Source organism: Microcystis aeruginosa NIES-843 (genome assembly GCF_000010625.1).
In the GTDB taxonomy this organism is placed as follows: Bacteria; Cyanobacteriota; Cyanobacteriia; order Cyanobacteriales; family Microcystaceae; genus Microcystis; species Microcystis aeruginosa.
This window is the reverse complement of sequence record NC_010296.1, coordinates 3,149,121-3,169,191: the sequence shown is the minus strand read 5'-3', so window position 1 is coordinate 3,169,191 and position 20,071 is coordinate 3,149,121. Positions and strand designations below refer to the sequence as shown.

The window sequence follows — 20,071 nt, the reverse complement described above, 5'->3', positions numbered from 1 at the left end:
ACTAATTTTGTCTGACAGTAAAAGACTGCTCTGTTTGAGAATTTTCAGCGTAGCGTGTTGGCAAAACTCTCACTGATTCATCGTCATTAAGCTCTGTTTGAGAATTTTCAGCGTAGCGTGTTGGCAAAACTCTCACTGATTCATCGTCATTAATGTCAACAAAATAGCCTTTTTTAAAGAGAACTCTTCTTAAAGAAGTAATTCCCACCCGCTCATCTAACTCAAGGTAATCCTTAAGATGGGATCCTAGGTTTTTGTTGAAATCCGCGTTTAGATTTTTTTGGCTATGATTGAACATTTCAGCCAAATCATCGGCGGAATAAAGTCCTGTAGCCGCCAGATAGAAAATAATTTTGTATTTTTCAGATAGGAGTTCGATTTCTGCCAACAAAGCTTGTAGCTTGGGTATATCCAAACCACAGTTTCTTGCCTGCTTTTGGGCATCGCATAGTGACGGGGGCATTTTGTATTTTTCAGATGGGGGTTCGATTTCTTCCAACAAAGCTTGTAGCTTGGGTATATCCAAACCACAGTTGCTTGCTTGCCTTTCGGCATCGGATAGGTTTTGGGGCATTGACGAGAGCGTCTTCATGGCTGTACTTTCGAGCTAGTTCGCATATTTTGAAATGGAGTACCAACAATTATTGTTTAATGATAGCAACAATTGTTGGTTTAACTTTGCAATATTTGTTGGTTGAGATTCTTACAGTGCTTGGAAATATCCAAACCACAGTTTCTTGCCAGCTTTTGGGCATCATATATTGATGGGCTAGTTAGCATATTTTGAAATGGAGTACCAACAATTATTGTTTAATGATAGCAACAATTGTTGGTTTAACTCCAATAATTGTTGGTTTAACTTTGCAATAATTGTTGGTTGAGATTCTTACAGTAAGTGATTATATTATGGATACAATTAAGGAAGATAGAGCGATAGTAAAAAACAGTACAAAAAAGCTGGTCGAGTGTTGCCGCACTGCCCAGCTTGAATTAGGTAAACGTTCTTGGCTCTACCTATCGCTTCCCGTCTTGATTATCTCCACCCTGACGTTTTGCTAGTTCGTTGATGGTGTAGATAAAAACGTAGTCATAGGGATGAATCTTCCCGACAGCTACGCCGTAAGCAAGGGAGCTTAGGAGCATGACAGTGAGTAAGTTCTTCATATTGATTGACCTCCTGGCTTCTTAAGTCCACACTAAGGTTTTTAAGTCTCCTGGTGGGCTAATTGAGAGGGTTAATCCCGATGATGCGAAGCTAGGAGAGGGCCAGTACCCTTGCGGGTGCTGGCTCTTTACTCATCATTATCATCCCCGCATAGTAGCCCATGAGGGTAGATTGAGTCAAGCTAATAATGTTAGGGATTCCTGACATGAGGAGCCGAAACACTACTAGGCAAAAACAAATCCATATTGCTGAAATGGAGGGGAATGTTATGTCGAATGCAACTGTTAATCAAGCAATTATCAACTGTGTATATGTAAACAACACGGGAAAAATGGCTATTCTCAGAAATAACGTTGACTTGATAGCAAAATGGCGGGAGGTAGTTGTTGAGCCGGGCGAAGAGTTTTGTTTTCAGGCTCCTGAAGGGGGACACTTAGATATTTTTACCTATGAGATGGCTGCGATGATTCTGGAGCATAGAATTCCTTGCCGAGAATTGGCGATATAAGGAAAGGATCGTCTGATTAAGGTCTTGCCAAAATTATTATTTCTTATTAGCTTAAAAATGTTAGAATCTATACAAAAAACACAATCTCCTTTAGCTTTGGCCCCTGCGTTGGAGGCTGCCATTAAACGAGGCGAAGAAGCGAAGAAGCGGTTCCTATCTAAGCAAGGCGGAACCTTAACCAGCGCTGAGGTTTGTAGTGTTTTAGCCTGTAGTTCTTTGGAATTAGAAACTATGAGGCTCAATCATCAGATCTTAGGTTTATCTGTCAACGAAGAATTAGTTTATCCTGCTTGGCAATTTATTGATGGCAAAGTTTTGTCAGGTTTAGACCAAGTGTTAGCCGTCCTAAAAGAAGACGGTGCTTGGACACAAATGATCTTTCTGCTTACGGGTGATATTCGTTTAGAGGGAGCAACCCCGCTAGAAAAACTCCAAAAGGGAGAAATCGAGCCAGTGGTTTTGGCCGCTAAGTGCTACGGGAGTCATAGCGCGGCGTAATGGGTTTGCCTCCTTTTCCCCTCCCACCAGACGATTTTAGTCAGCGTCAATTGCCCGTCATTGAAACCCCAGGCCCCTGGCTAAGATTAAATAAAACCGGACACCTTTCTAGTCTTCATTTTGACCGCAGTGGTAGCGGTCGTTTCGATGGGCCAAATCAGGGCTATGGGCTTCTCTATGTGGGTGATGAGTACAGTACCTTTATTGAATGTTTTGGACGAACATTTGACGGAGCCGTAACCGTTACAGCCCTAAGAAATAGAAATCTTTTTAGAATTAGAAGCGATCGCACTTTAGTGTTGGCCGACTTAACGGGGCCGGCCCTTGTTCGCATAGGAATAGATGCCCGCATTTCTTCTGGTGATTATGAATATTGTCGGACTTGGGGGCAGGCAATTTGGGAACATCCCCAAGGAGTAGATGGGATTAGATACCGTTCTCGTCATGATGATAGTGTCTATTCCGTTGGGCTTTTTGATCGGGTTAGAAACCATTTGCAAGAAGACAACTTAGGTAATTTATACGATGATAATTCATCCTGTTTAGGTGAAATTTTGGAGCATTATGATTATGCTCTTATTCAAGAATAAGTATCTTTTTGCAATAGGTGCATCTCATTTTTGTCAATCTACCAATTGGGATTTTTACGGGGAAACTCTCTTTTAAAATCGGGCATTACTTCCGATTTTATCACTCAATCCAAGCCTTTGGGGGGTTCTACCCCCCAAACCCCCCGTTGGGGGCGTGGCGCCGCCCCCAAACCCCCCGCGCATTAGCTTTTCGGTGGGATGCTTACACGCGATTGTTCATATTTTTGTACCAATTTAAGAGTCACTGATAAGTGCTGATTGTCGGTATTTCTGCAAATGTGAGATGCACCCTTTGCAATTAGACGCAATCTCCCCTATTCAGAACGGCCAAGTGTTAGGGAATTTTCTGTTAAGTTAATAGCAGCCCACTCGTCGCAAAACTTCACTGATCACTGATTACTGATCACTGATTACTGATCACTGATCCTCTTGCCCTATTTTGGTAAAATCAACTATAATGGGGAGAAGTTAATCTTTGCCAAGCTTGAGCAGACTTAAACTAATCCCTCAGTGAGCAAGCAATTGAATCCTATGCTTAAAATTGCCCTTTTTGGAACCAGTGCCGATCCTCCTACTGCCGGTCATCAAGCCATACTAAAATGGTTATCGGAACAGTACGATATCGTTGCAGTTTGGGCCGCCGATAATCCCTTTAAAAATCATCAAACCAGTCTCGAACATCGTCTGAGGATGTTAAATTTGCTCATCCGGGATATTCAACCCCCAAGGGATAATATACAACTGCGACGAGAATTAAGCGATCGACGTAGCTTAATTAGTGTGGAAAAAGCGCGAGCAATTTGGGGAGAACAGGAGGAATATACCCTAGTCATTGGTTCCGATTTAGCCGGACAAATTAGGCACTGGTATCGCAGCCAAGAATTACTAGAAAAAGTCAAAATTCTCGTGATTCCTCGTCCAGGCTATCCTATTAATCAAGATGATATTGAACAACTGCAAACATTAGGGGGTGATTGTCTAATTGCTGATGTATTTGCTCCGGCTGTATCCTCAACAGATTATCGAGAAAAAGGCGATAAACAGGCTGTTCCTGCACCGATTAAAGATTATATCGAAGGTCAAAAACTTTACGCATGAAACCGCAAAAGACCCTAGCTAATAAATCTCTAGCTGATTTTAAAGTCGGAGTTGATAACGTGATCTTTTCCGTTGATACCCAATTAAATCGGCTGCTGGTGCTTCTGATTAAACGACGGGAAGAACCCTTTAGTAATTACTGGAGTTTACCCGGGACTTTAGTGAGAAATGGGGAATCACTGGAAACGGCGGCCTATCGAATTTTAGCCGAGAAAATTAGTGTCAATAATCTCTATCTGGAACAGTTATATACTTTTGGCGGTCCAGAGGGAGATTCCCCGGCAGCGGCCGAGAGTTTTGGGAAACGTTATCTATCGGTGAGTTACTTCGCTTTAGTGCGGTTTGAAGAAGCAAAGTTAATCACTGAACAGGATCATAATATCACTTGGTATATGATTGATAAAGTGCCAGATTTAGCCTTTAATCACGGTCAAATTTTGGAATATGGCTGGCGAAGATTACGCAATAAAGTAGAATATAGTCCCGTCGCTTTTGAGGTTTTACCAGAATTATTTACTTTAAATGATCTTTATCAATTTTATGAGACAATTTTAGGTAAAAATTTTAGTGATTATTCTAACTTCAGAAATCGGCTATTGAAATTAGGATTTCTCAAGGATATGGGTTTAAAAGTCTCTCGTGGTGCCGGTCGTCCGGCTAGTTTATATCGCTTTGATGAAAAAGCTTTTGCTCCCTTTAAAGAGCAACCGTTAGTTTTTGTTTAAATAGGAAAAAATATGAGAATTGCTATCGCTCAATTAAATCCCATTGTTGGAGATATCGAAGGAAATGCCCAAAGAATTTTAGAGGCTGCTCAAACGGCATTTAATCAGGGAGCAGAATTACTTTTAACCCCGGAATTATCCCTCTGTGGTTATCCTCCCAGAGACTTATTATTAAATCTGGGTTTTGTGGAGAAAATGTCTCGACAATTGCAATTATTGTCCCAACAATTACCAGAAAAGTTAGCCGTCTTAGTCGGTTTTGTCGAAAAAAATCCCTCGGCAACGGTCAGGGGAGAAAAGCCGCTATTTAATAGCATAGCTTTGTTGAAAAGTCAAGAAATTAAACAAATTTTTACTAAACGTTTATTGCCTACCTACGATGTTTTTGATGAGGATCGTTACTTTGCTTCTGGGAAAGAAAGTCAATATTTTCAACTAACAGAAAATAATGTAAAAATCGGTGTAACTATCTGTGAAGATGTTTGGAATGATGAACAATTTTGGGGTCAACGTCAATACGCAGTTAATCCCATCGCTGATTTAGCTAATTTGGGAGTGGATTTAATCGTTAATCTTTCCGCTTCTCCCTACAGTGTCGGTAAGCAAAAATTGCGAGAATCTTTATTATCCCATAGTGCCACTAGATATAATTTACCTATAGTTTATGTCAATCAAGTGGGAGGAAATGATGATTTAATTTTTGATGGTGACAGCGTTGCTTTTAACAGACAAGGAGAAGTGATTTATCGCGCCCAAGCATTTACTTCTAGCCTAGAATTGATCGAGTTTAATCAAGATTTGTTACCCGCAGTTATTCATCCTTTACCCGTCGATGAAGATGAGGAAATTTATCGAGCCTTAGTCTTAGGAGTGCGAGATTATGTGCAGAAATGCGGTTTTAAACGGGTAATTTTCGGCTTGAGTGGTGGCATTGATTCCAGTTTAGTTGCCGCTATTGCCAGCGACGCATTAGGTAAAGAAAATGTTCTCGCTGTGATGATGCCTTCTCCCTATAGTTCCGACCATTCCATTAGCGATGCAGTGGCTTTAGTTAATAATTTAGGTATCAAAAGTGAGAAGTTAGCAATTCAGGAAATTATGACCGCTTATGATCAACTTTTAGAGCCGGTTTTCGCTGGGACTGATTTTGGTATTGCCGAAGAAAATCTTCAGTCACGCATTCGCGGTAATTTATTAATGGCTCTCTCTAATAAATTCGGTCATTTACTATTATCCACTGGCAATAAATCAGAAATGGCGGTGGGATATTGCACCCTTTACGGTGATATGAATGGTGGTTTAGCAGTGATTGCTGATGTGCCGAAAACCAGGGTTTATTCCCTCTGTCGCTGGTTAAATCGGCACGGGGAAATTATTCCCCTCAATGTGATTAATAAAGCTCCTAGTGCTGAATTAAAACCCAATCAGAAGGATCAAGATTCTTTACCTCCCTACGAGATTTTAGATGCTATTTTAGCACTATTAATCGATCGCCATCAATCCGCCGAACAAATTATTGCCGCCGGTTTTGAGCCTGAAATTGTGCAGAAAGTGATTAAATTAGTTAAAAATGCCGAATTTAAGCGCAAACAAGCCCCTCCCGGTCTAAAAATTAGCGATCGCGCTTTTGGCACTGGTTGGCGAATGCCCATCGCTAGTCGCTGGGGTTAGGGGGTTTTTCAGTTATCAGTTATCAGTTATCAGTTATCAGTTATCAGTTATCAGTTATCAGTTATCAGTTATCAGTTATCAGTTATCAGTTATCAGTTATCAGCTATAGTCATTTCAATTAAGATTGAGAATATAAATGCCAGAGTTCATAAGGTTTTCATCGGTCTAGAGTGGATCAGAATTATCTGAAATGACTATATCAGATGTGAGTTATCACTAACCCAGGCGGGCGTTGGGTTTCATACTTCAACCCAACCTACGTTCTGTTCACTGATTACTGTTTACTGTTCACTGAAAGGGGTATTCGTGAGAGAGGAAGGGTAAAGGGATTAATTCTCCTGTTGCCTCGCCGATTTGTACTTTTAAACCCTCTCCTCCCGCTTTTGTTTTCACATAACCCAAGCCAAAATCCTCCAGCACACTGGTGAGTAAACCGACTTTTTGCGCTTCTAAAATAATCGGGGTATTGCTGGGGACGGGTTGGCTGAGTTTTATGCCCCAAAGTCTTTGTTTTACGCCTTTATAGGTGTTGAGACGGGCGATAGTTTCTTGACCAATATAACAGCCCTTATCAAAAACGATCGCTCGCCATAAACCGGCCTCTAAAGGGTTATAGTCTTCGGTTAATTCTCGATCGACTGCCGGTCGGCCTTGATGGATTCTCAGGTATTCCCACACCTGCTCATCGGCGGGAGTAACGCCATTTTTAATTAAATTTTCCCAGAGGGGACCGGCTTCGGCGGCGGCAACGATTAAAGTATATCCGGGCAGATCTAAGCCGGTGCCGACGGCCACTCTCAGGGGGGGGTCAGAAAGGAGATAATGACTATGCTGCACCCCCGTTAAAATCTGCTCTGGAATGGCGATTTTTTGCAGGTATTGCCCGCTTTCAGTACCGATTAGGGTAAAAATGGCAAAATTATCGGTTAAGTCGCTAATTTCCACTTTATCGAAGGGGAAAATATAGCGATCGATCAATTCCAGTAAAAATTGACGACGTTGGGGAGAAACGAGGATGAGGAGGGAATCATCGCTGGCGTAAACTGTGACAAAATCGAGGGTACGACCGGTAGAGTTAAGGAAAATTGTCTCACAACCCTGACCCGGTTTCAGGCGATCAATCGCGTTACTGGTTTGATTGTGGAGAAAACGCAGTCGGTCCTGGCCTTTTAATTCTAATAAACCCCAATCGGAGCGATCGATTAAAATTGTTTGGGATGCTAAACTTTGGGGATCATTGCTGTAATCTTTGAGAAAATTAGCGGCATACTCTGCCTTGATCGTTTCTAAATCTGCTTTCATTGGGGTAAATTAGCGAATAATCGGTTAATAATGCGCTCGGTTTTCGTTTCCAAACTCTGCCAATCTAGTTCACCGGTGGGGTCGAGGAGACTGGTATCGATGGTGACGCTCTCTCCTTCATCGGTGGGATAATCGAGAAAACAGACTTGAAAACAAAGTTCCCAAATATTTACAGTAACGGAGCGATCGAGATAAGTCAAACAGAGCAGATAACTGGGATAGGGATCTTGAATTTCTGTATAAGTTCCTTTCCAGAGGGAATTTTCTAACTGTTTACGCAGATTATCCAGCACCCGAATAAATGCCGGCTGCATTAACAATTGTGCCTGTTCCCAAGCGGTAATATCTTTAAATTTTGGATTCATCTTATCAGTTATCAGTGATCAGTTATCAGTTATCAGATTTGAGGATTAAGTGATAAAGGCATTTATCAGATTTGAGGATTAAGTGATAAAGGCATTAACAGTGCTGTCTTTTCACTGGTTACTGTTTACTGTTTACTGATCACTGGTTACTGTTTACTGATAACTGATAACTGATTTAAGCTGTTACTAGGGCTGCTTCCTTAGCTGCCATCATTTTCATCAGGTCTAACATCCGGCAGGAGTAACCCCACTCGTTATCGTACCAAGAGACGACCTTAAAGAAATTGGCATTAAGTTGAATGCCAGCTTTAGCATCAAAGATACTGGAATGGGGGTCGGTGATAAAGTCACTCGATACCACTTCCTCATCGGTATAACCGAGGATACCTTTCATCGGACCTTCGCTGGCGGCTTTCATAGCGGCGCAGATTTCCTCGTAACTGGTGGCTTTTTCGGTTTTAAAGGTTAAATCCACCGCCGAAACGTTGGGAGTTGGCACACGGAAGGCCATACCGGTTAATTTGCCTTTTAGGGAAGGAATAACTAGGGTTACTGCTTTGGCTGCTCCCGTGGAGGAGGGGATAATATTTTGACCAGCGCCGCGACCACCGCGCCAATCTTTTTTCGATGGACCATCGACGGTGGGTTGAGTGGCGGTCATCGAGTGTACCGTGGTCATTAATCCTTCCGCTAGTCCGAAGTTATCGTTAATAACTTTGGTGATCGGGGCTAAACAATTGGTGGTACAACTAGCGTTAGAGACGATCAGATCCTTAGCGGGATCGTACTCATTATCGTTAACGCCCAGTACAATAGTACGAATTTTCTCGGGATCTTTGGTGGGTGCGGAGATAACCACCCGTTTGGCCCCAGCTTCTAGGTGTTTTCCTGCCCCTTCCGCGGTGGTAAATAAACCAGTGGACTCGACCACATAATCGGCCCCGGTTGCACCCCAGGGCAGTTGAGCGGGGTCTTTAATCGAGTAACAGGGGATAAACTTACCATCCACGACGATGCCATCTTCTTTTGCTTCTACCGTACCCTGAAAACGTCCGTGGGTGGAGTCGTATTTGAGCAGATAGGCAATATTATCGGAGGGAACCAGATCATTTATACCAACAAACTCGAAATCAGGATTTTGGATACCCGCCCTAAAAACGAGGCGACCGATACGACCGAATCCGTTGATAGCGACTCTTACTTTTGTCATGAAAAAAACTCCTTTGCAGCTGCGATAAGCTTAGGCACGATCAAGAAAAAATAATTTGAGAATTGATTAGCCTGTAGAGAATCACTATATATGCTAATCAGCTTTTATCGATCGCTAGATGAAGTATAGAAAGATTTTAAGTTTCAGTGCTTCAAAAGCTCTCCTGCAAAAATCAAAAATCTTTCGTTAGGTGAGAAGACAGGAGACAGGAGACAGGAGACAGGAGACAGAAGATAACTATAATATCCATAAAATCTAAGATTATGTCAAATTTATCCGATTTTTTTAGATATTTTGACCTGATAGTGGCTCTAAAACTTACTTTTGCAGGAGGTCTAAAGATAAAAAATAATAAATTTGCTACCCTAGTCCTCCCCGCCACCGGCATCGAGAAAACCTGATGTTGGCCTTTGCCGACAAACGAAAACATGATTATATAGCCTTTTGGAAAAAACTGACATTAAAAAATCATTAAAAGCTTTCTGAGAATTATAGGCTAAGACGCATTTTAACCGCCTATCCTCTTAGATTAGCTGAATCTCCCCCAATCCCTTTACTGTTGCCTCTTGCCTCTTGCAAGAGTGCCTCTTGCCTCATCTCAACAGGCAATTTAAATTCGCGGGCAGCTTATTGATACCTAAGTTAAGAACATATTAATATGCCTTTAAAAGCCATTTAAAAACCCCGCCCGACTGACATAAATTCCCCAAGTCAGATTGGCAAAATATAGCTTATTTTAATAGTTTTTTGCGCCCCAAAAGGTTAGACTCTTGATTACAGTTTTAAAACTGACCGAGGGTTAACCCCCTCGATAATCTGGAGAAATTGTCTATCAACTCTCTTAATCTCATCCTTCATAGATCTCGGAGAAATATTCATGGTATTCACACCAGAAAGACCCTTAACAGAACAAAATCCCCTTTCTCAAGACGAACTCTACAAAACCCATGCCTATTGGCGCGCTTGTAACTATTTAGCTGTAGGTATGATTTATCTGCGCGATAATCCCCTGCTCAAAGAACATCTTAAACCCGAACACGTTAAGTATCGTTTACTTGGTCACTGGGGAGCAAGTCCGGCCTTAAGTTTTACCTACGTTCACCTCAACCGTTTAATCAAAAAATACGACCTCGATATGATTTTTATGGCCGGTCCGGGCCATGGGGCGCCGGGGGTACTCGGTCCGGTTTATCTAGAAGGAACCTATTCGGAAATTTACCCCGATAAAAGTGAAGACGAGGAAGGATTACAAAAATTCTTTAAACAATTTTCTTTTCCCGGTCACATCGGTAGTCACGTCACCCCCGAAACCCCCGGTTCTATCCATGAGGGCGGCGAACTGGGTTATAGTGTTTCCCATGCCTACGGTTCTGTTTTTGACAATCCCGACCTAATTACGGCCGTGGTGGTGGGTGATGGGGAAGCTGAAACCGGTCCCCTGGCCACCGCATGGCACTCGAATAAATTCCTTAACCCGATTCGCGATGGTGCGGTACTGCCAATTTTAAACTTAAACGGTTATAAAATCGCTAATCCCACCATCCTCTCCCGTATTTCGACCCACGAGTTAGAAAGTCTCTTTGTCGGTTACGGTTACACTCCCTACATCGTCGAATGTAAGGAAGATGAAGACCTCATGCACTGCCATCAAAAAATGGCCGCTACCCTAGAACACTGTATCAATCAGATTCGCTCCTATCAACAGGAAGCTCGCAGCACGGGAGTGGCTAAACGTTACCCCTGGCCGATGATTATCCTCCGGTCTCCCAAGGGTTGGACAGGTCCGAAAAACGTTGATGGTCATAAAGTAGAAGGATTCTGGCGCGCTCACCAAGTCCCCATGGGTGCCATGCAGGAAAACCCCGAACACTTGAGAAAATTAGAGGAGTGGATGAAAAGCTATAACCCGGAGGAATTATTTGACTATACCACGGGTAAATTTAAGCCAGAATTTAAAGAACTGGCTCCTAGGGGTCATCGTCGCATGAGTGCTAATCCGCACGCTAACGGCGGATTGCTGCGTAAAGACCTAAAAATGCCCGATTTTCGTCAGTATGCCGTAGATGTCACCCACCCGGGCCAAGTGGAAGCAGAAAACACGGGAGTGATGGGGGTATTTTTGCGGGATGTAATGCGAAATAATATGACTAATTTTCGCGTTTTTGGTCCCGATGAAACTGCTTCCAATCGTTTAGCGGCTCTCTATGAAGTGACTAAAAAAGCTTGGTTAGCTGATACCTATCCAGAGGATTTAGATGGTAGTCAATTATCTCCCGATGGTCGGGTGATGGAGATGCTGAGTGAACATACTTTAGTCGGTTGGTTAGAGGGTTATTTATTATCCGGTCGTCACGGTTTATTTCACTCCTACGAAGCTTTTGCCCACGTTATCGATTCCATGTTCAACCAACACGCTAAATGGCTCGATATCTGCAAAAATCATGTGCCTTGGCGCGCTTCTGTTTCCTCTTGGAATCTGTTATTATCCTCGGTGGTTTGGCGGCAGGATCACAATGGTTTTAGTCACCAAGACCCCGGTTTTATCGATTTAGTAACCAATAAAAGTGCCGACGTGGTGCGGGTTTATCTTCCCCCCGATGGTAACTGTTTATTAAGTGTGGCTAATCACTGTCTCAAGAGCAAGGATTACACTAATATTATCGTTGCTGATAAACAGAAACACCTGCAATACTTGACCATTGAAGAAGCAATTAAACACTGCACCAAAGGTATCGGTATTTGGGATTGGGCAAGTAACGATGATGATGGAACTAATCCCGATGAACCAGATGTAATTATGGCTTGCTGTGGGGATATTATCACTAAAGAATCTTTAGCAGCAACGGCAATTCTGCGGGAGGAATTCCCTTACTTAAAAGTTCGCTTTATCAACGTGGTTGATCTGTTTAAATTACAGTCGGAAAGTGAACACCCTCACGGTTTATCAGAACGGGATTTTGATAGTTTATTTACCACTGATAAGCCAATTATCTTTAATTTCCACGGTTATCCTTGGCTGATTCATAAACTTACCTACCGTCGCAGCAATCAAGAACGTATTCATGTGCGCGGTTACAAAGAAGAGGGGAATATTAATACTCCCCTAGAATTAGCCATTCGTAACCAAGTTGATCGTTTTCATTTAGTAATCGATGTCATTGATCGCGTGCCGAAATTAGGTTCTGCTGCCGGTCATGTGAAAGAACGAATGAAAAATGCCATTATCGATAATCTCGATTATGCTTTTACCAATGGTATCGATAAGGACGAGATTACTAACTGGAAATGGCCTTATTAATTAGGCTAGAAAGTGGTTTAGGTGATGATAATTTATTAGTTTACCGATAAATTTCATCTTCCTATTCCACCTAAAAAATATTCTTGATTTTCTACAGGGTGAGAGCATCTCAAAAGCTGTTGACAATTGGACAATTTTGTGATCCGCATGGGTATTTTAGGTGATACCAGTCAATCAGAATAGTTACGAAATCTTAACAATTGAGATGGCAAATTCTCCTCAAATTTGGATCATTTCATAATCAAAAGTTCATTACCAGAGTGAAAAAATTAGGCAAAATGGTGATAGTCACTTTACCTGTTTTTAAGGCAGGCTAATTTATCGACGATGACTGGGTGAAAATTAATCATTAAATCAATTTATAACAAGCAATCGAGGGTTTTACTCTTGTGTTAATGTACCTTAAAAAAGTAGCTATCACTTTATTTTAGCTCTTGGAAATAAAATTAAGATAAAGTGTACTAGAATAGATAATTTATTCGTTTGAAAAAAACGCATTCAATCATCTATTTCAATAAATGTTTTATTTCTTCATCTGTAAAACCAAATTGTCTAAAAATTCGTAAAACATAAGCAGGGGACATTTCTTTTGCACCTATATCGATAGGAACGATTCGACGTTGATTATACAATACTCTACAATATAAACGATGATCACCTTTTCCTTCTCGATAAAATTGACAGCCTCCTTTTTCAAGAATTTTGATTAGTGCTTTGGGTTTAAGAGAAGGAATATTTTTAGGCATAAACTTTTCTGAGTTCGTAAGTTTCGGGAGTTTCAGAATCTCCCACAGTTAAAAATTCATGAAGTTCGTCTATAGGAATAGGACTGGTATATATATTGGCTTGATCATGATAAATCTCCCAAAAAGATTCAATCGCTTCTTTTAGTTTCTCAATAGCTTTTTCCTGAGTTTCTCCTTGTCCAACTAATCCATTTTCAAGACATAATGAAACCCAATAATTTGCACTTTTTCTCAGAATAACGGTATAAAAGTTCATGGTGATTGTTCCGTTGAAATTTTAATCGGGGATTAGAATTTACTCCAGCTTAATTTTAACACAAAACCAACCCAACAAACTGCCTTACCTCAATCTTTTAAATTAACGTCTTTGGGTCATTTCATCAATAGACAATAAATAAGGCACATTATACTTTGTTAATGCACCCGATCAGAAAAGCGATCGCTGAGGATAATATATGATTATGCAATTACTAAAACAGACTCGGTAGAATTATCGCTAAATCTCTTAATAGCTTGTTTATGTTTTAAAATAAGACTGATTAGATGATAAGTGGTACAATTTCCAATCCTCAACCAGATGAACTTTGGAGGTTGGCCATACAACAAACTCCGTTGATAAAAATCAGCATCTTTCGAGACAATTATAAATCCATTGATACGCGCATATTCCCAAATCCTTTGATCGGGAAACCCTTTTAGGCTACAATCTCTAACATGAGCGCTATCGGGAAAATGTGATACCAGTAACAGAGGTAGTTTAGGTGATAAGTTTTCGTCAAATAGCAGTTTCATAGGGAATAACCATTAAACGACGATCCCGCTCGGCGGCAAATGCAAAACAGGCTTGTATATCTTCTAAGGTAAGATCGGGGAAATCATCTAATATTTCTTCAATAGTCATCCCTCCTCCTAGATAATCAAAAATATCTGCTACTGCAATACGAGTATTGACAATGCAAGGTTTGCCACTGCGAATGTCTGGGTTAATCACAATCCGATCTCGATATTTAGCTGCAAAAGACATAGTAATAACTGTTGTTGACTAATGATTATTATAGCTTAATGTTAACTGTACTTTAAGCTTGATAAATCTTAAAACTAAAGCCCTCGACTTTTAGGTTTCAAAAATTCTATTATCAATAAGCTGCATTACACTACCTTAATCCACTCTAAAAGAGCGGCGATCGCACTTTTGATGTTAAACTAAGATCAGAAAACTTTTTCTATCATTTATGAAAAAACTTAGAGTTTATATCGATACATCAGTCATTGCAGGCTGTTTAGATGATGAATTTTCCTTAGAGTCCAATCAATTGATGGAAGCCATTAAGCAAGAAAAGTTTATTTTGTTAATGAGTGATATCATTGTTAGCGAATTAATTAATGCTCCCCAATCGGTTAAAGATATTTTATTATCGATTCCGCAGAGAGTTATTGAAGTAGTTAAGATAACACCTGAAGTTTTACAGTTAAGGGATGCTTATATCAATGAATGAGTTGTTACATCAAAGTCTATTAATGATGCTAATCATGTAGCGGATGCAATCATATCATGGAATTTTAAACATATTGTGCGCCTAGATAAAATGAAAGGCTATAATCAAATTAATTTACTCAATGGCTACGGGATTTTGACTATTATTTCTCCTTTAGAGGTAACAATTGATGAAGCCAACGACAATTAAAAAAAGTTTTGACTGTTTAGCTTTTAAACAAACCAGTCAAGAAAAAATGGCTGAAGACATGAAAAATCTCAGTTATTCAGATCAGATTGAATATCTTCAAAAAAAGATTAATGAAAGTGATTTAAAGTTATGGTGGGAATCCATCAATAACAAGAAATAAGGCGCATTATGCTTTGTTAATGCACCCGATAAAATAAGCGTGCTGCTACGCAGTGCCTTCAGTATCACACTCAGTCTCCAAAAATGCTCTCAAATATCTCACGCTTGACTCTAAAGTTAATTTCTCTAAGTCTTTGATAAAAACTCTCCAAATTTTCAATTTCTATCTTTCCTTCTTTGAGAAGTTTACGAATAATCGCTAAAGTTCCTTTAGCATTTAAACCTAAGTGTAGTGCTTCTTTTCTTGCTGCAAAGTCATCAAGGATGATATAATCAGTTTGTAATTCTATTCCTAAAGTAATGGCATCAGATTCACCTTTCCCTAAACGTTCATTTAAACTATTTGCTAGAGAGATTAATTTAATATTTAGGATAATTAATTTCTGTTGATTGATCAGCTTATTAAGAGTCTCTGAAGATTGATCTTGTTTGGCATTAATTTCTTGTTGTACGGTTGCAGGCAAATAAAAATTATCATTAGAATCTAGGGATTTTTCTAAAAATCCTAACTGAGAAAAAAAGATTAAAGGGGAAGAATTGAAAACAATTTTCATAGAGATTACCATTTTTTTTCTCTATCTATGTCTTCTGTAGTAAGATAAGAAAAATCGATTCCCATTAATTCTAAAATTTTCAAGAACATTTCTGTATCCATTTCCATGATTTCTGCGGCTTTATGAAGACTGATGATGCGAGAAACTAAAGCACCCACCACAAAAATAAATTGTTCTTTTTGTTCAATATTATCAAATAATTGTATTTCGGCGGCAATTTCTTGAAAAGTGGTCGAAGTATTCATTGTCTTGCTAAGTTTCATCAATTAAGACATATCTAACTTAATTTTAACGCAAAATCAACCCAACAAACTGCCCTTACCTCAATCCCTCGAATTAATGTCTTTGGATCACTTCATCAATAGACAACAAATAAGGCGCATTATAATTTGTTAATGCACCCTAAAAAAATCAGCGTGCTGCTTTGCGAATATCTTCGAGATCGCACTGATGTTGCCTTACTGGGAAAAAATGGTATAATAACAAGGATTGATTGATCTTATTGGCAAGTAATTATGTCATCTTTAGTTATCTCACAACATATTGAAATCACTTCTGGTATCTGTGGCGGAAAACCTCGTATTGCTGGACATCGAATTAAAGTTCAAGATATTGTAATTTGGCATGAAAGAATGGGAATGTCACCAGATGAAATTATTTATCACCATCCTACTATTACCCTAGCAGATGTTTATGCGGCCTTGACCTATTACCATGACAATCGAGAAGAAATTAGACGACAAATTGAAGCAGGAGAAACTTTTGCTAAACAACTACAAGGAAACAAACCATCTTTAATTGAGAAAATATTACAGGGTGAAAATGCCAGTCAAGATTAAATTTCATCTGGATGAAAGTGTTAGTAATGCTATTGCAAACGGCTTGAGAATGCGGGGAGTTGATGTCACAACATCCCCAGAAGAGGGTCTAATTGGTGCATCTGATGAAAGACAACTAGCTTATGCTTTGTCCCAACAACGAGTCATTTTTACTTTTGATGATGATTTTCTTAGTTTGGCCTCTACAGGTATTGAACATTGTGGCATTATTTACACTCGCCAACAACGTCAGCCAATTGGAAAAATTATCAGTGATTTAGTCTTAATTTGGGAATGTTTAGAACCTCAATATATGTATAAAAAGATTGAGTTTTTGTAAAGATTAGACACAATAATAAATAAGGTGCATTAACAAAGTATAATGCACCCGATCAGAAAAGCGATCGCAATTAACTAAACTGACGCTTAATCCAATTAAAAATAGAACTTCCTATCTCAATAATTACGCCAATTACTTCTATAATTAATGTCAATAACCACGCTTCATCTCCAGCATCCAATGCTGCTGATATATTAGCTGCATACTGATCATCATTGTCAATTCGACGATTAATTCGACGCTTAATTTCTTCCTTATCCACTGAATTTACTCCTATTGTCTTGTAAGTGTGACTTTTGTAACTATTTGACTTTTGATAAGTCAAAAGTTATTTCATCTTTAATTGAATCAAAGACGACTAAGTTTGAAAAGGTTCGTGCCTTGTCCCAAGAAACCCGATTCATCGAATTTTCGGATATAAATTTCCGAAACCGAATACTAACCCCGCCTCCAATCTTATCAACGATCACTTGCATTAGTTTTGCAAGATTATATTTGAAGCGAGAAGAGCAGTAGATTACTTCTGAGTTGTGATAGAGTCTCTTAAATACATCAGAATAATTTGGATACTCTTCTTGTAACTTTCTAAGATGTGATACAGTCATTATTCCCGAATAATAGGTAAAATTCTTGTCATAAGTTAAATGTGACAATCGTAGCTGAAATGTTCCATCATGAAATGTTTTGGAAACGAAATTTTTACTATGCGGTGTTAGCAATGCTTCTTTGAAATATGCAGCTTTTGCATTCAGTAATTTTTCAGTTTTTTCAGTTGTATCAAATACAACTTCATTGCCTGAGCGATATAAAATCCAAGGCTCTGGTGTGATCAAATCAGCCTTACTAAGAACAAAAGTGAGTTTACTAAGAATCAGAGATTTCTCGCCATCTGTTAAACCCTCAAGAATTTTATGTATCGCTTCAACATCAAACGTTACTGAGCGACTGTCTGCATGACAAAGCCATAAAGCAACATCTGCCTCCAGAATTTTTTGGCGATAGTCATTCAAGTATCCACTATCAGCAGAAGAAGATTCCCCAATTCCAGGCATATCCCAGAACCATAACTCAGAGTGATCAGAACCTTTTTCAATATGCTTCTCTGGGGACTTTGTTTCTGGCTGTACGTCATTGGTCTTGAGCTTTGTTCCAAACAAGGCGTTGATAAGGGAAGACTTACCGACTCCAGTTTGTCCCATTACGACTACAACCAGAGGTTTATTCCGCTCGGCATCAATGCGTTCCCTGATTTCTTTTTCTTGGGCGGAAGATATGTTTGATTGCTGGAATGACATAGTATTGATAAAAATTTAGTACAAAAAACAGGTTCTTCGTTACTTGGTATGGTTTGATCGGGTGGCATAAATCGGCTAAATCTTTATCTGGCAAAAGACTTAATTGATTAGTTCGTTCTAGATCAAAAACGATTAACAAAAATCGCAAAATGTCTTTCTCTGTAAGATTTTCATCCCTTATGACTCCCGTCTATTACATAACACAAACCGAAGAGCCAAAAACATAAGGCGTTAGGGTAACAGTCGCCTAAATTAACCCCCCGAATACTTGATACCAACTTGACTTAAAATCTGAACCACTTTACTCGCGTCATAACTGGGTACTTCTATCTGATCCCCTGAAATTGAGGCATTTGAACCCAATGAACCGACGATTTTTGCCTTAGCTTCTGATTTTTTAGAATCGAGCGCATATTTGTCTAAAACGAACTTCGTCATAAAATACCTACGTTAAACTGAGACATAAGCAATAATACTTAGAACTAGCGTCGCTGAGTTAGATATGGTTAGTTTTAGGTCTGTTTTGCTTAACTACATTCCATCATGCCAAACGCTTCCAAAAAGTGACAATCCCTAAACATCGGATTTTATCGGGAGTTTTGTCGGGTAAATTTTTCTAAAAATTGGAAAAAGTGGGATTTAGTTGGGCTATAATACCCAAAAGTCTTTTGCTGTGTCGATTGTATGAATATCACGGAAGTCTTACAACTGATTGATGAACGCCTTATTGAGCGAGATAAAAAGCCGCTAAATACTATCCAGAAGGCTATTTTTGAAGGGAGTTGGCAAGGACAGAGTTATCAAGAAATAGGTAACGAATATCACCGCAGTGAGACTCATATTAGAGAGGAAGGTGCTAAATTATGGAAGCTTTTATCAGAGGTTTTAGAAAAAGATATAAAAAAATCTACTTCCCGTTCTGTCTTAGAAAGAGTGTATATTAAATCATTAAAAAATTCTAATATTTATAGTATTAATGGCAATAATAATAATCTTTGTCCTACAGAAAATACAAGATTGTCTAACGAAAATGACTTAAATAGTAATAATAACTCTCAATCTGAATCAAAATATCATGATCTAACCCTTGCTCCTCAAATTATTGATTTTTACGATCGAGAAAACGAACTCGCAACAGTCTCGAACTGGGTGTTTAAGCAAAATACTCGCTTAATTGCCGTTTTGGGATTATGGGGAATAGGAAAAACCACCCTAGTTAAACGATTTATTGATCTCAATTTAGAACAATTTGAAGTGGTGATTTGGAAAAGTTTAAAATTTCCTAAGTCTTTAGATTTATGGCTAAATGATTTATTGAATACTTGCCAAAAAGAACCGAAAGAAAGCACCGATAATAAAATCCAGCAATTGTTAGAAGTTCTAAGCAATCATAAATGTTTAATCGTCTTAGATGATTTTCAAAATCTTTTTGCTGTTGGTCAAATGGCGGGTAATTATCAACCTGAATATAGTAGTTATCAACATTTTTTAAAACTGATCGCAGAAATCCAACACCAGAGCCATTTTATTCTCATTAGTCAAGAAAAATCGGCAGAAATGAACTATCTTAATCAAGAAAGTTCTCCTATTCAATGCTTAGAATTATCAGGATTTGAAGCGATTAATTTTCTTGAAAATAAAGGTTTACAAGATGAAGAAAGATGGTTAGAATTAATTCAATTATACGAAGGTAATCCTTTTTATTTAACCGATATTGCCGTTTTGATTAAAGATGTTTTTGATGGCAAGGTTAACGATTTCTTGGCAGAAAATAGCTTAGTTATTACAAAAAAAATGCAGTCTCATTTAAAACAAATTTTTGGTCGCTGTTCTCCCCTTGCTCAACAAATCGCCTTAGAATTAAGTAAAGTTAATCAACCTTTATCTAGAGAGGAGTTAAAAAATAACCTAGATTTATCCGCCAGTGATTTAATCAATGGTTTACAATCCTTGCAACAACGTTATTTAATTCAAAGGGAGCAAAACCGATTTCAATTATCATCTATTTTTAAAGCGTATATCAAAAGCGATTGATTGTAATATT

The 20,071-nt window shown here is 39.1% G+C and carries 27 protein-coding genes; 12 read left to right on the top strand and 15 right to left on the bottom strand.

Features of this window, described 5'->3' with window-relative positions; genetic code table 11:
• Position 1: 1 nt before the first annotated feature.
• Together MAE_RS15135 and MAE_RS35750 are read right to left on the bottom strand one after the other, a co-directional pair.
• The gene (locus MAE_RS15135; RefSeq protein WP_012266370.1) at positions 2–592 is read right to left on the bottom strand and encodes a hypothetical protein; all 591 of its coding nucleotides are present in this window, start codon (positions 590–592) and stop codon (positions 2–4) included.
• A gap of 422 nt (positions 593–1,014) precedes the next feature.
• Positions 1,015–1,143, bottom strand: a complete 129-nt coding sequence (locus MAE_RS35750) for a hypothetical protein (protein ID WP_256380715.1) — start codon at positions 1,141–1,143, stop codon at positions 1,015–1,017.
• A 209-nt stretch (positions 1,144–1,352) separates the two neighbouring features.
• Between MAE_RS35750 and MAE_RS15130 the strand changes: the two genes are divergently transcribed.
• The 6 genes from MAE_RS15130 to MAE_RS15105 all read left to right on the top strand — a co-directional run bounded on the left by MAE_RS15130 (position 1,353) and on the right by MAE_RS15105 (position 6,255).
• A complete protein-coding gene (locus MAE_RS15130; protein WP_012266368.1) occupies positions 1,353–1,673 on the top strand; it encodes a DUF1830 domain-containing protein in 321 nt (106 codons plus the stop codon).
• A gap of 57 nt (positions 1,674–1,730) precedes the next feature.
• A complete protein-coding gene (locus tag MAE_RS15125) occupies positions 1,731–2,171 on the top strand; it encodes a hypothetical protein (protein WP_012266367.1) in 441 nt (146 codons plus the stop codon).
• Positions 2,171–2,761 (top strand): RES family NAD+ phosphorylase, encoded by a 591-nt coding sequence (locus tag MAE_RS15120; RefSeq protein WP_012266366.1) that lies wholly within the window; start codon positions 2,171–2,173, stop codon positions 2,759–2,761. The genes MAE_RS15125 and MAE_RS15120 overlap by 1 nt, the downstream gene beginning before the upstream one ends.
• A gap of 531 nt (positions 2,762–3,292) precedes the next feature.
• Complete coding sequence (locus MAE_RS15115; protein WP_012266364.1) at positions 3,293–3,859, top strand: nicotinate-nucleotide adenylyltransferase; 567 nt, start codon at positions 3,293–3,295, stop codon at positions 3,857–3,859.
• Positions 3,856–4,584, top strand: a complete 729-nt coding sequence (locus MAE_RS15110) for an NUDIX hydrolase (RefSeq protein WP_012266363.1) — start codon at positions 3,856–3,858, stop codon at positions 4,582–4,584. The genes MAE_RS15115 and MAE_RS15110 overlap by 4 nt, the downstream gene beginning before the upstream one ends.
• A 12-nt stretch (positions 4,585–4,596) precedes the next feature.
• Positions 4,597–6,255, top strand: a complete 1,659-nt coding sequence (locus MAE_RS15105) for an NAD+ synthase (RefSeq protein ID WP_012266362.1) — start codon at positions 4,597–4,599, stop codon at positions 6,253–6,255.
• A gap of 288 nt (positions 6,256–6,543) precedes the next feature.
• Here the strand turns inward: MAE_RS15105 and MAE_RS15100 are convergent, their stop codons facing one another.
• The 3 genes from MAE_RS15100 to gap form a co-directional block, all read right to left on the bottom strand.
• Positions 6,544–7,557 carry a YgfZ/GcvT domain-containing protein gene (locus tag MAE_RS15100; protein WP_012266361.1) on the bottom strand — a complete coding sequence of 338 codons (1,014 nt, stop codon included), beginning with the start codon at positions 7,555–7,557 and terminating at the stop codon, positions 6,544–6,546.
• A complete protein-coding gene (locus MAE_RS15095) occupies positions 7,554–7,922 on the bottom strand; it encodes a hypothetical protein (protein ID WP_008200332.1) in 369 nt (122 codons plus the stop codon). The genes MAE_RS15100 and MAE_RS15095 overlap by 4 nt, the downstream gene beginning before the upstream one ends.
• A 175-nt stretch (positions 7,923–8,097) precedes the next feature.
• The gene (gene gap / locus MAE_RS15090; RefSeq protein ID WP_012266360.1) at positions 8,098–9,132 is read right to left on the bottom strand and encodes a type I glyceraldehyde-3-phosphate dehydrogenase; all 1,035 of its coding nucleotides are present in this window, start codon (positions 9,130–9,132) and stop codon (positions 8,098–8,100) included.
• Between the two features lie 877 nt (positions 9,133–10,009).
• On the opposite strand from gap, the gene MAE_RS15085 reads away from it, so the two are divergent.
• Positions 10,010–12,430 carry a phosphoketolase family protein gene (locus MAE_RS15085; RefSeq protein WP_012266358.1) on the top strand — a complete coding sequence of 807 codons (2,421 nt, stop codon included), beginning with the start codon at positions 10,010–10,012 and terminating at the stop codon, positions 12,428–12,430.
• 506 nt (positions 12,431–12,936) lie between these two features.
• Here the strand turns inward: MAE_RS15085 and MAE_RS15080 are convergent.
• The 4 genes from MAE_RS15080 to MAE_RS15065 all read right to left on the bottom strand — a co-directional run bounded on the left by MAE_RS15080 (position 12,937) and on the right by MAE_RS15065 (position 14,200).
• Positions 12,937–13,176, bottom strand: coding sequence for a type II toxin-antitoxin system HicA family toxin (locus MAE_RS15080; RefSeq protein ID WP_041804143.1), 240 nt, complete (start codon positions 13,174–13,176; stop codon positions 12,937–12,939).
• Positions 13,169–13,432, bottom strand: coding sequence for a type II toxin-antitoxin system HicB family antitoxin (locus tag MAE_RS15075; protein WP_002776938.1), 264 nt, complete (start codon positions 13,430–13,432; stop codon positions 13,169–13,171). The genes MAE_RS15080 and MAE_RS15075 overlap by 8 nt, the downstream gene beginning before the upstream one ends.
• 203 nt (positions 13,433–13,635) lie before the next feature.
• A complete protein-coding gene (locus MAE_RS15070; protein WP_012266357.1) occupies positions 13,636–13,968 on the bottom strand; it encodes a DUF5615 family PIN-like protein in 333 nt (110 codons plus the stop codon).
• Positions 13,952–14,200: a DUF433 domain-containing protein gene (locus MAE_RS15065; RefSeq protein WP_002735373.1), complete on the bottom strand. Its 249-nt coding sequence runs from the start codon at positions 14,198–14,200 to the stop codon at positions 13,952–13,954. The genes MAE_RS15070 and MAE_RS15065 overlap by 17 nt, the downstream gene beginning before the upstream one ends.
• A gap of 208 nt (positions 14,201–14,408) precedes the next feature.
• On the opposite strand from MAE_RS15065, the gene MAE_RS35120 reads away from it, so the two are divergent.
• The gene (locus MAE_RS35120) at positions 14,409–14,672 is read left to right on the top strand and encodes a hypothetical protein (RefSeq protein ID WP_012266356.1); all 264 of its coding nucleotides are present in this window, start codon (positions 14,409–14,411) and stop codon (positions 14,670–14,672) included.
• 169 nt (positions 14,673–14,841) lie between these two features.
• Positions 14,842–15,021 carry a hypothetical protein gene (locus MAE_RS15055; RefSeq protein WP_002747316.1) on the top strand — a complete coding sequence of 60 codons (180 nt, stop codon included), beginning with the start codon at positions 14,842–14,844 and terminating at the stop codon, positions 15,019–15,021.
• A 70-nt stretch (positions 15,022–15,091) separates the two neighbouring features.
• Here the strand turns inward: MAE_RS15055 and MAE_RS15050 are convergent, their stop codons facing one another.
• Complete coding sequence (locus MAE_RS15050) at positions 15,092–15,574, bottom strand: DUF3368 domain-containing protein (RefSeq protein ID WP_012266355.1); 483 nt, start codon at positions 15,572–15,574, stop codon at positions 15,092–15,094.
• Between the two features lie 5 nt (positions 15,575–15,579).
• Positions 15,580–15,819 carry a UPF0175 family protein gene (locus tag MAE_RS15045; RefSeq protein WP_002736878.1) on the bottom strand — a complete coding sequence of 80 codons (240 nt, stop codon included), beginning with the start codon at positions 15,817–15,819 and terminating at the stop codon, positions 15,580–15,582.
• A 270-nt stretch (positions 15,820–16,089) separates the two neighbouring features.
• Here MAE_RS15045 and MAE_RS15040 point away from each other — a divergent pair, with 270 nt between their 5' ends.
• Both MAE_RS15040 and MAE_RS15035 read left to right on the top strand, forming a co-directional pair.
• Complete coding sequence (locus MAE_RS15040; protein ID WP_002790887.1) at positions 16,090–16,413, top strand: DUF433 domain-containing protein; 324 nt, start codon at positions 16,090–16,092, stop codon at positions 16,411–16,413.
• On the top strand, positions 16,397–16,732 hold the full coding sequence (locus tag MAE_RS15035) for a DUF5615 family PIN-like protein (RefSeq protein WP_002790889.1): 336 nt from the start codon (positions 16,397–16,399) through the stop codon (positions 16,730–16,732). The genes MAE_RS15040 and MAE_RS15035 overlap by 17 nt, the downstream gene beginning before the upstream one ends.
• Before the next feature lie 70 nt (positions 16,733–16,802).
• On the opposite strand, the gene MAE_RS15030 is transcribed toward MAE_RS15035, so the two are convergent.
• From MAE_RS15030 to MAE_RS36120, 4 genes are all read right to left on the bottom strand, one after another.
• Positions 16,803–16,994, bottom strand: a complete 192-nt coding sequence (locus MAE_RS15030; RefSeq protein WP_012266354.1) for a hypothetical protein — start codon at positions 16,992–16,994, stop codon at positions 16,803–16,805.
• A gap of 40 nt (positions 16,995–17,034) precedes the next feature.
• Positions 17,035–18,027, bottom strand: a complete 993-nt coding sequence (locus MAE_RS15025) for a GTPase family protein (RefSeq protein ID WP_012266353.1) — start codon at positions 18,025–18,027, stop codon at positions 17,035–17,037.
• Positions 17,966–18,208 (bottom strand): hypothetical protein, encoded by a 243-nt coding sequence (locus MAE_RS33405; RefSeq protein WP_080506994.1) that lies wholly within the window; start codon positions 18,206–18,208, stop codon positions 17,966–17,968. The genes MAE_RS15025 and MAE_RS33405 overlap by 62 nt, the downstream gene beginning before the upstream one ends.
• 71 nt (positions 18,209–18,279) lie before the next feature.
• A complete protein-coding gene (locus MAE_RS36120; RefSeq protein ID WP_002754073.1) occupies positions 18,280–18,465 on the bottom strand; it encodes a hypothetical protein in 186 nt (61 codons plus the stop codon).
• 246 nt (positions 18,466–18,711) lie between these two features.
• Here MAE_RS36120 and MAE_RS15015 point away from each other — a divergent pair, with 246 nt between their 5' ends.
• Entirely contained in the window at positions 18,712–20,061 is a 1,350-nt protein-coding gene (locus MAE_RS15015) for an AAA family ATPase (RefSeq protein ID WP_012266352.1), read from the top strand.
• Positions 20,062–20,071 lie beyond the last annotated feature (10 nt).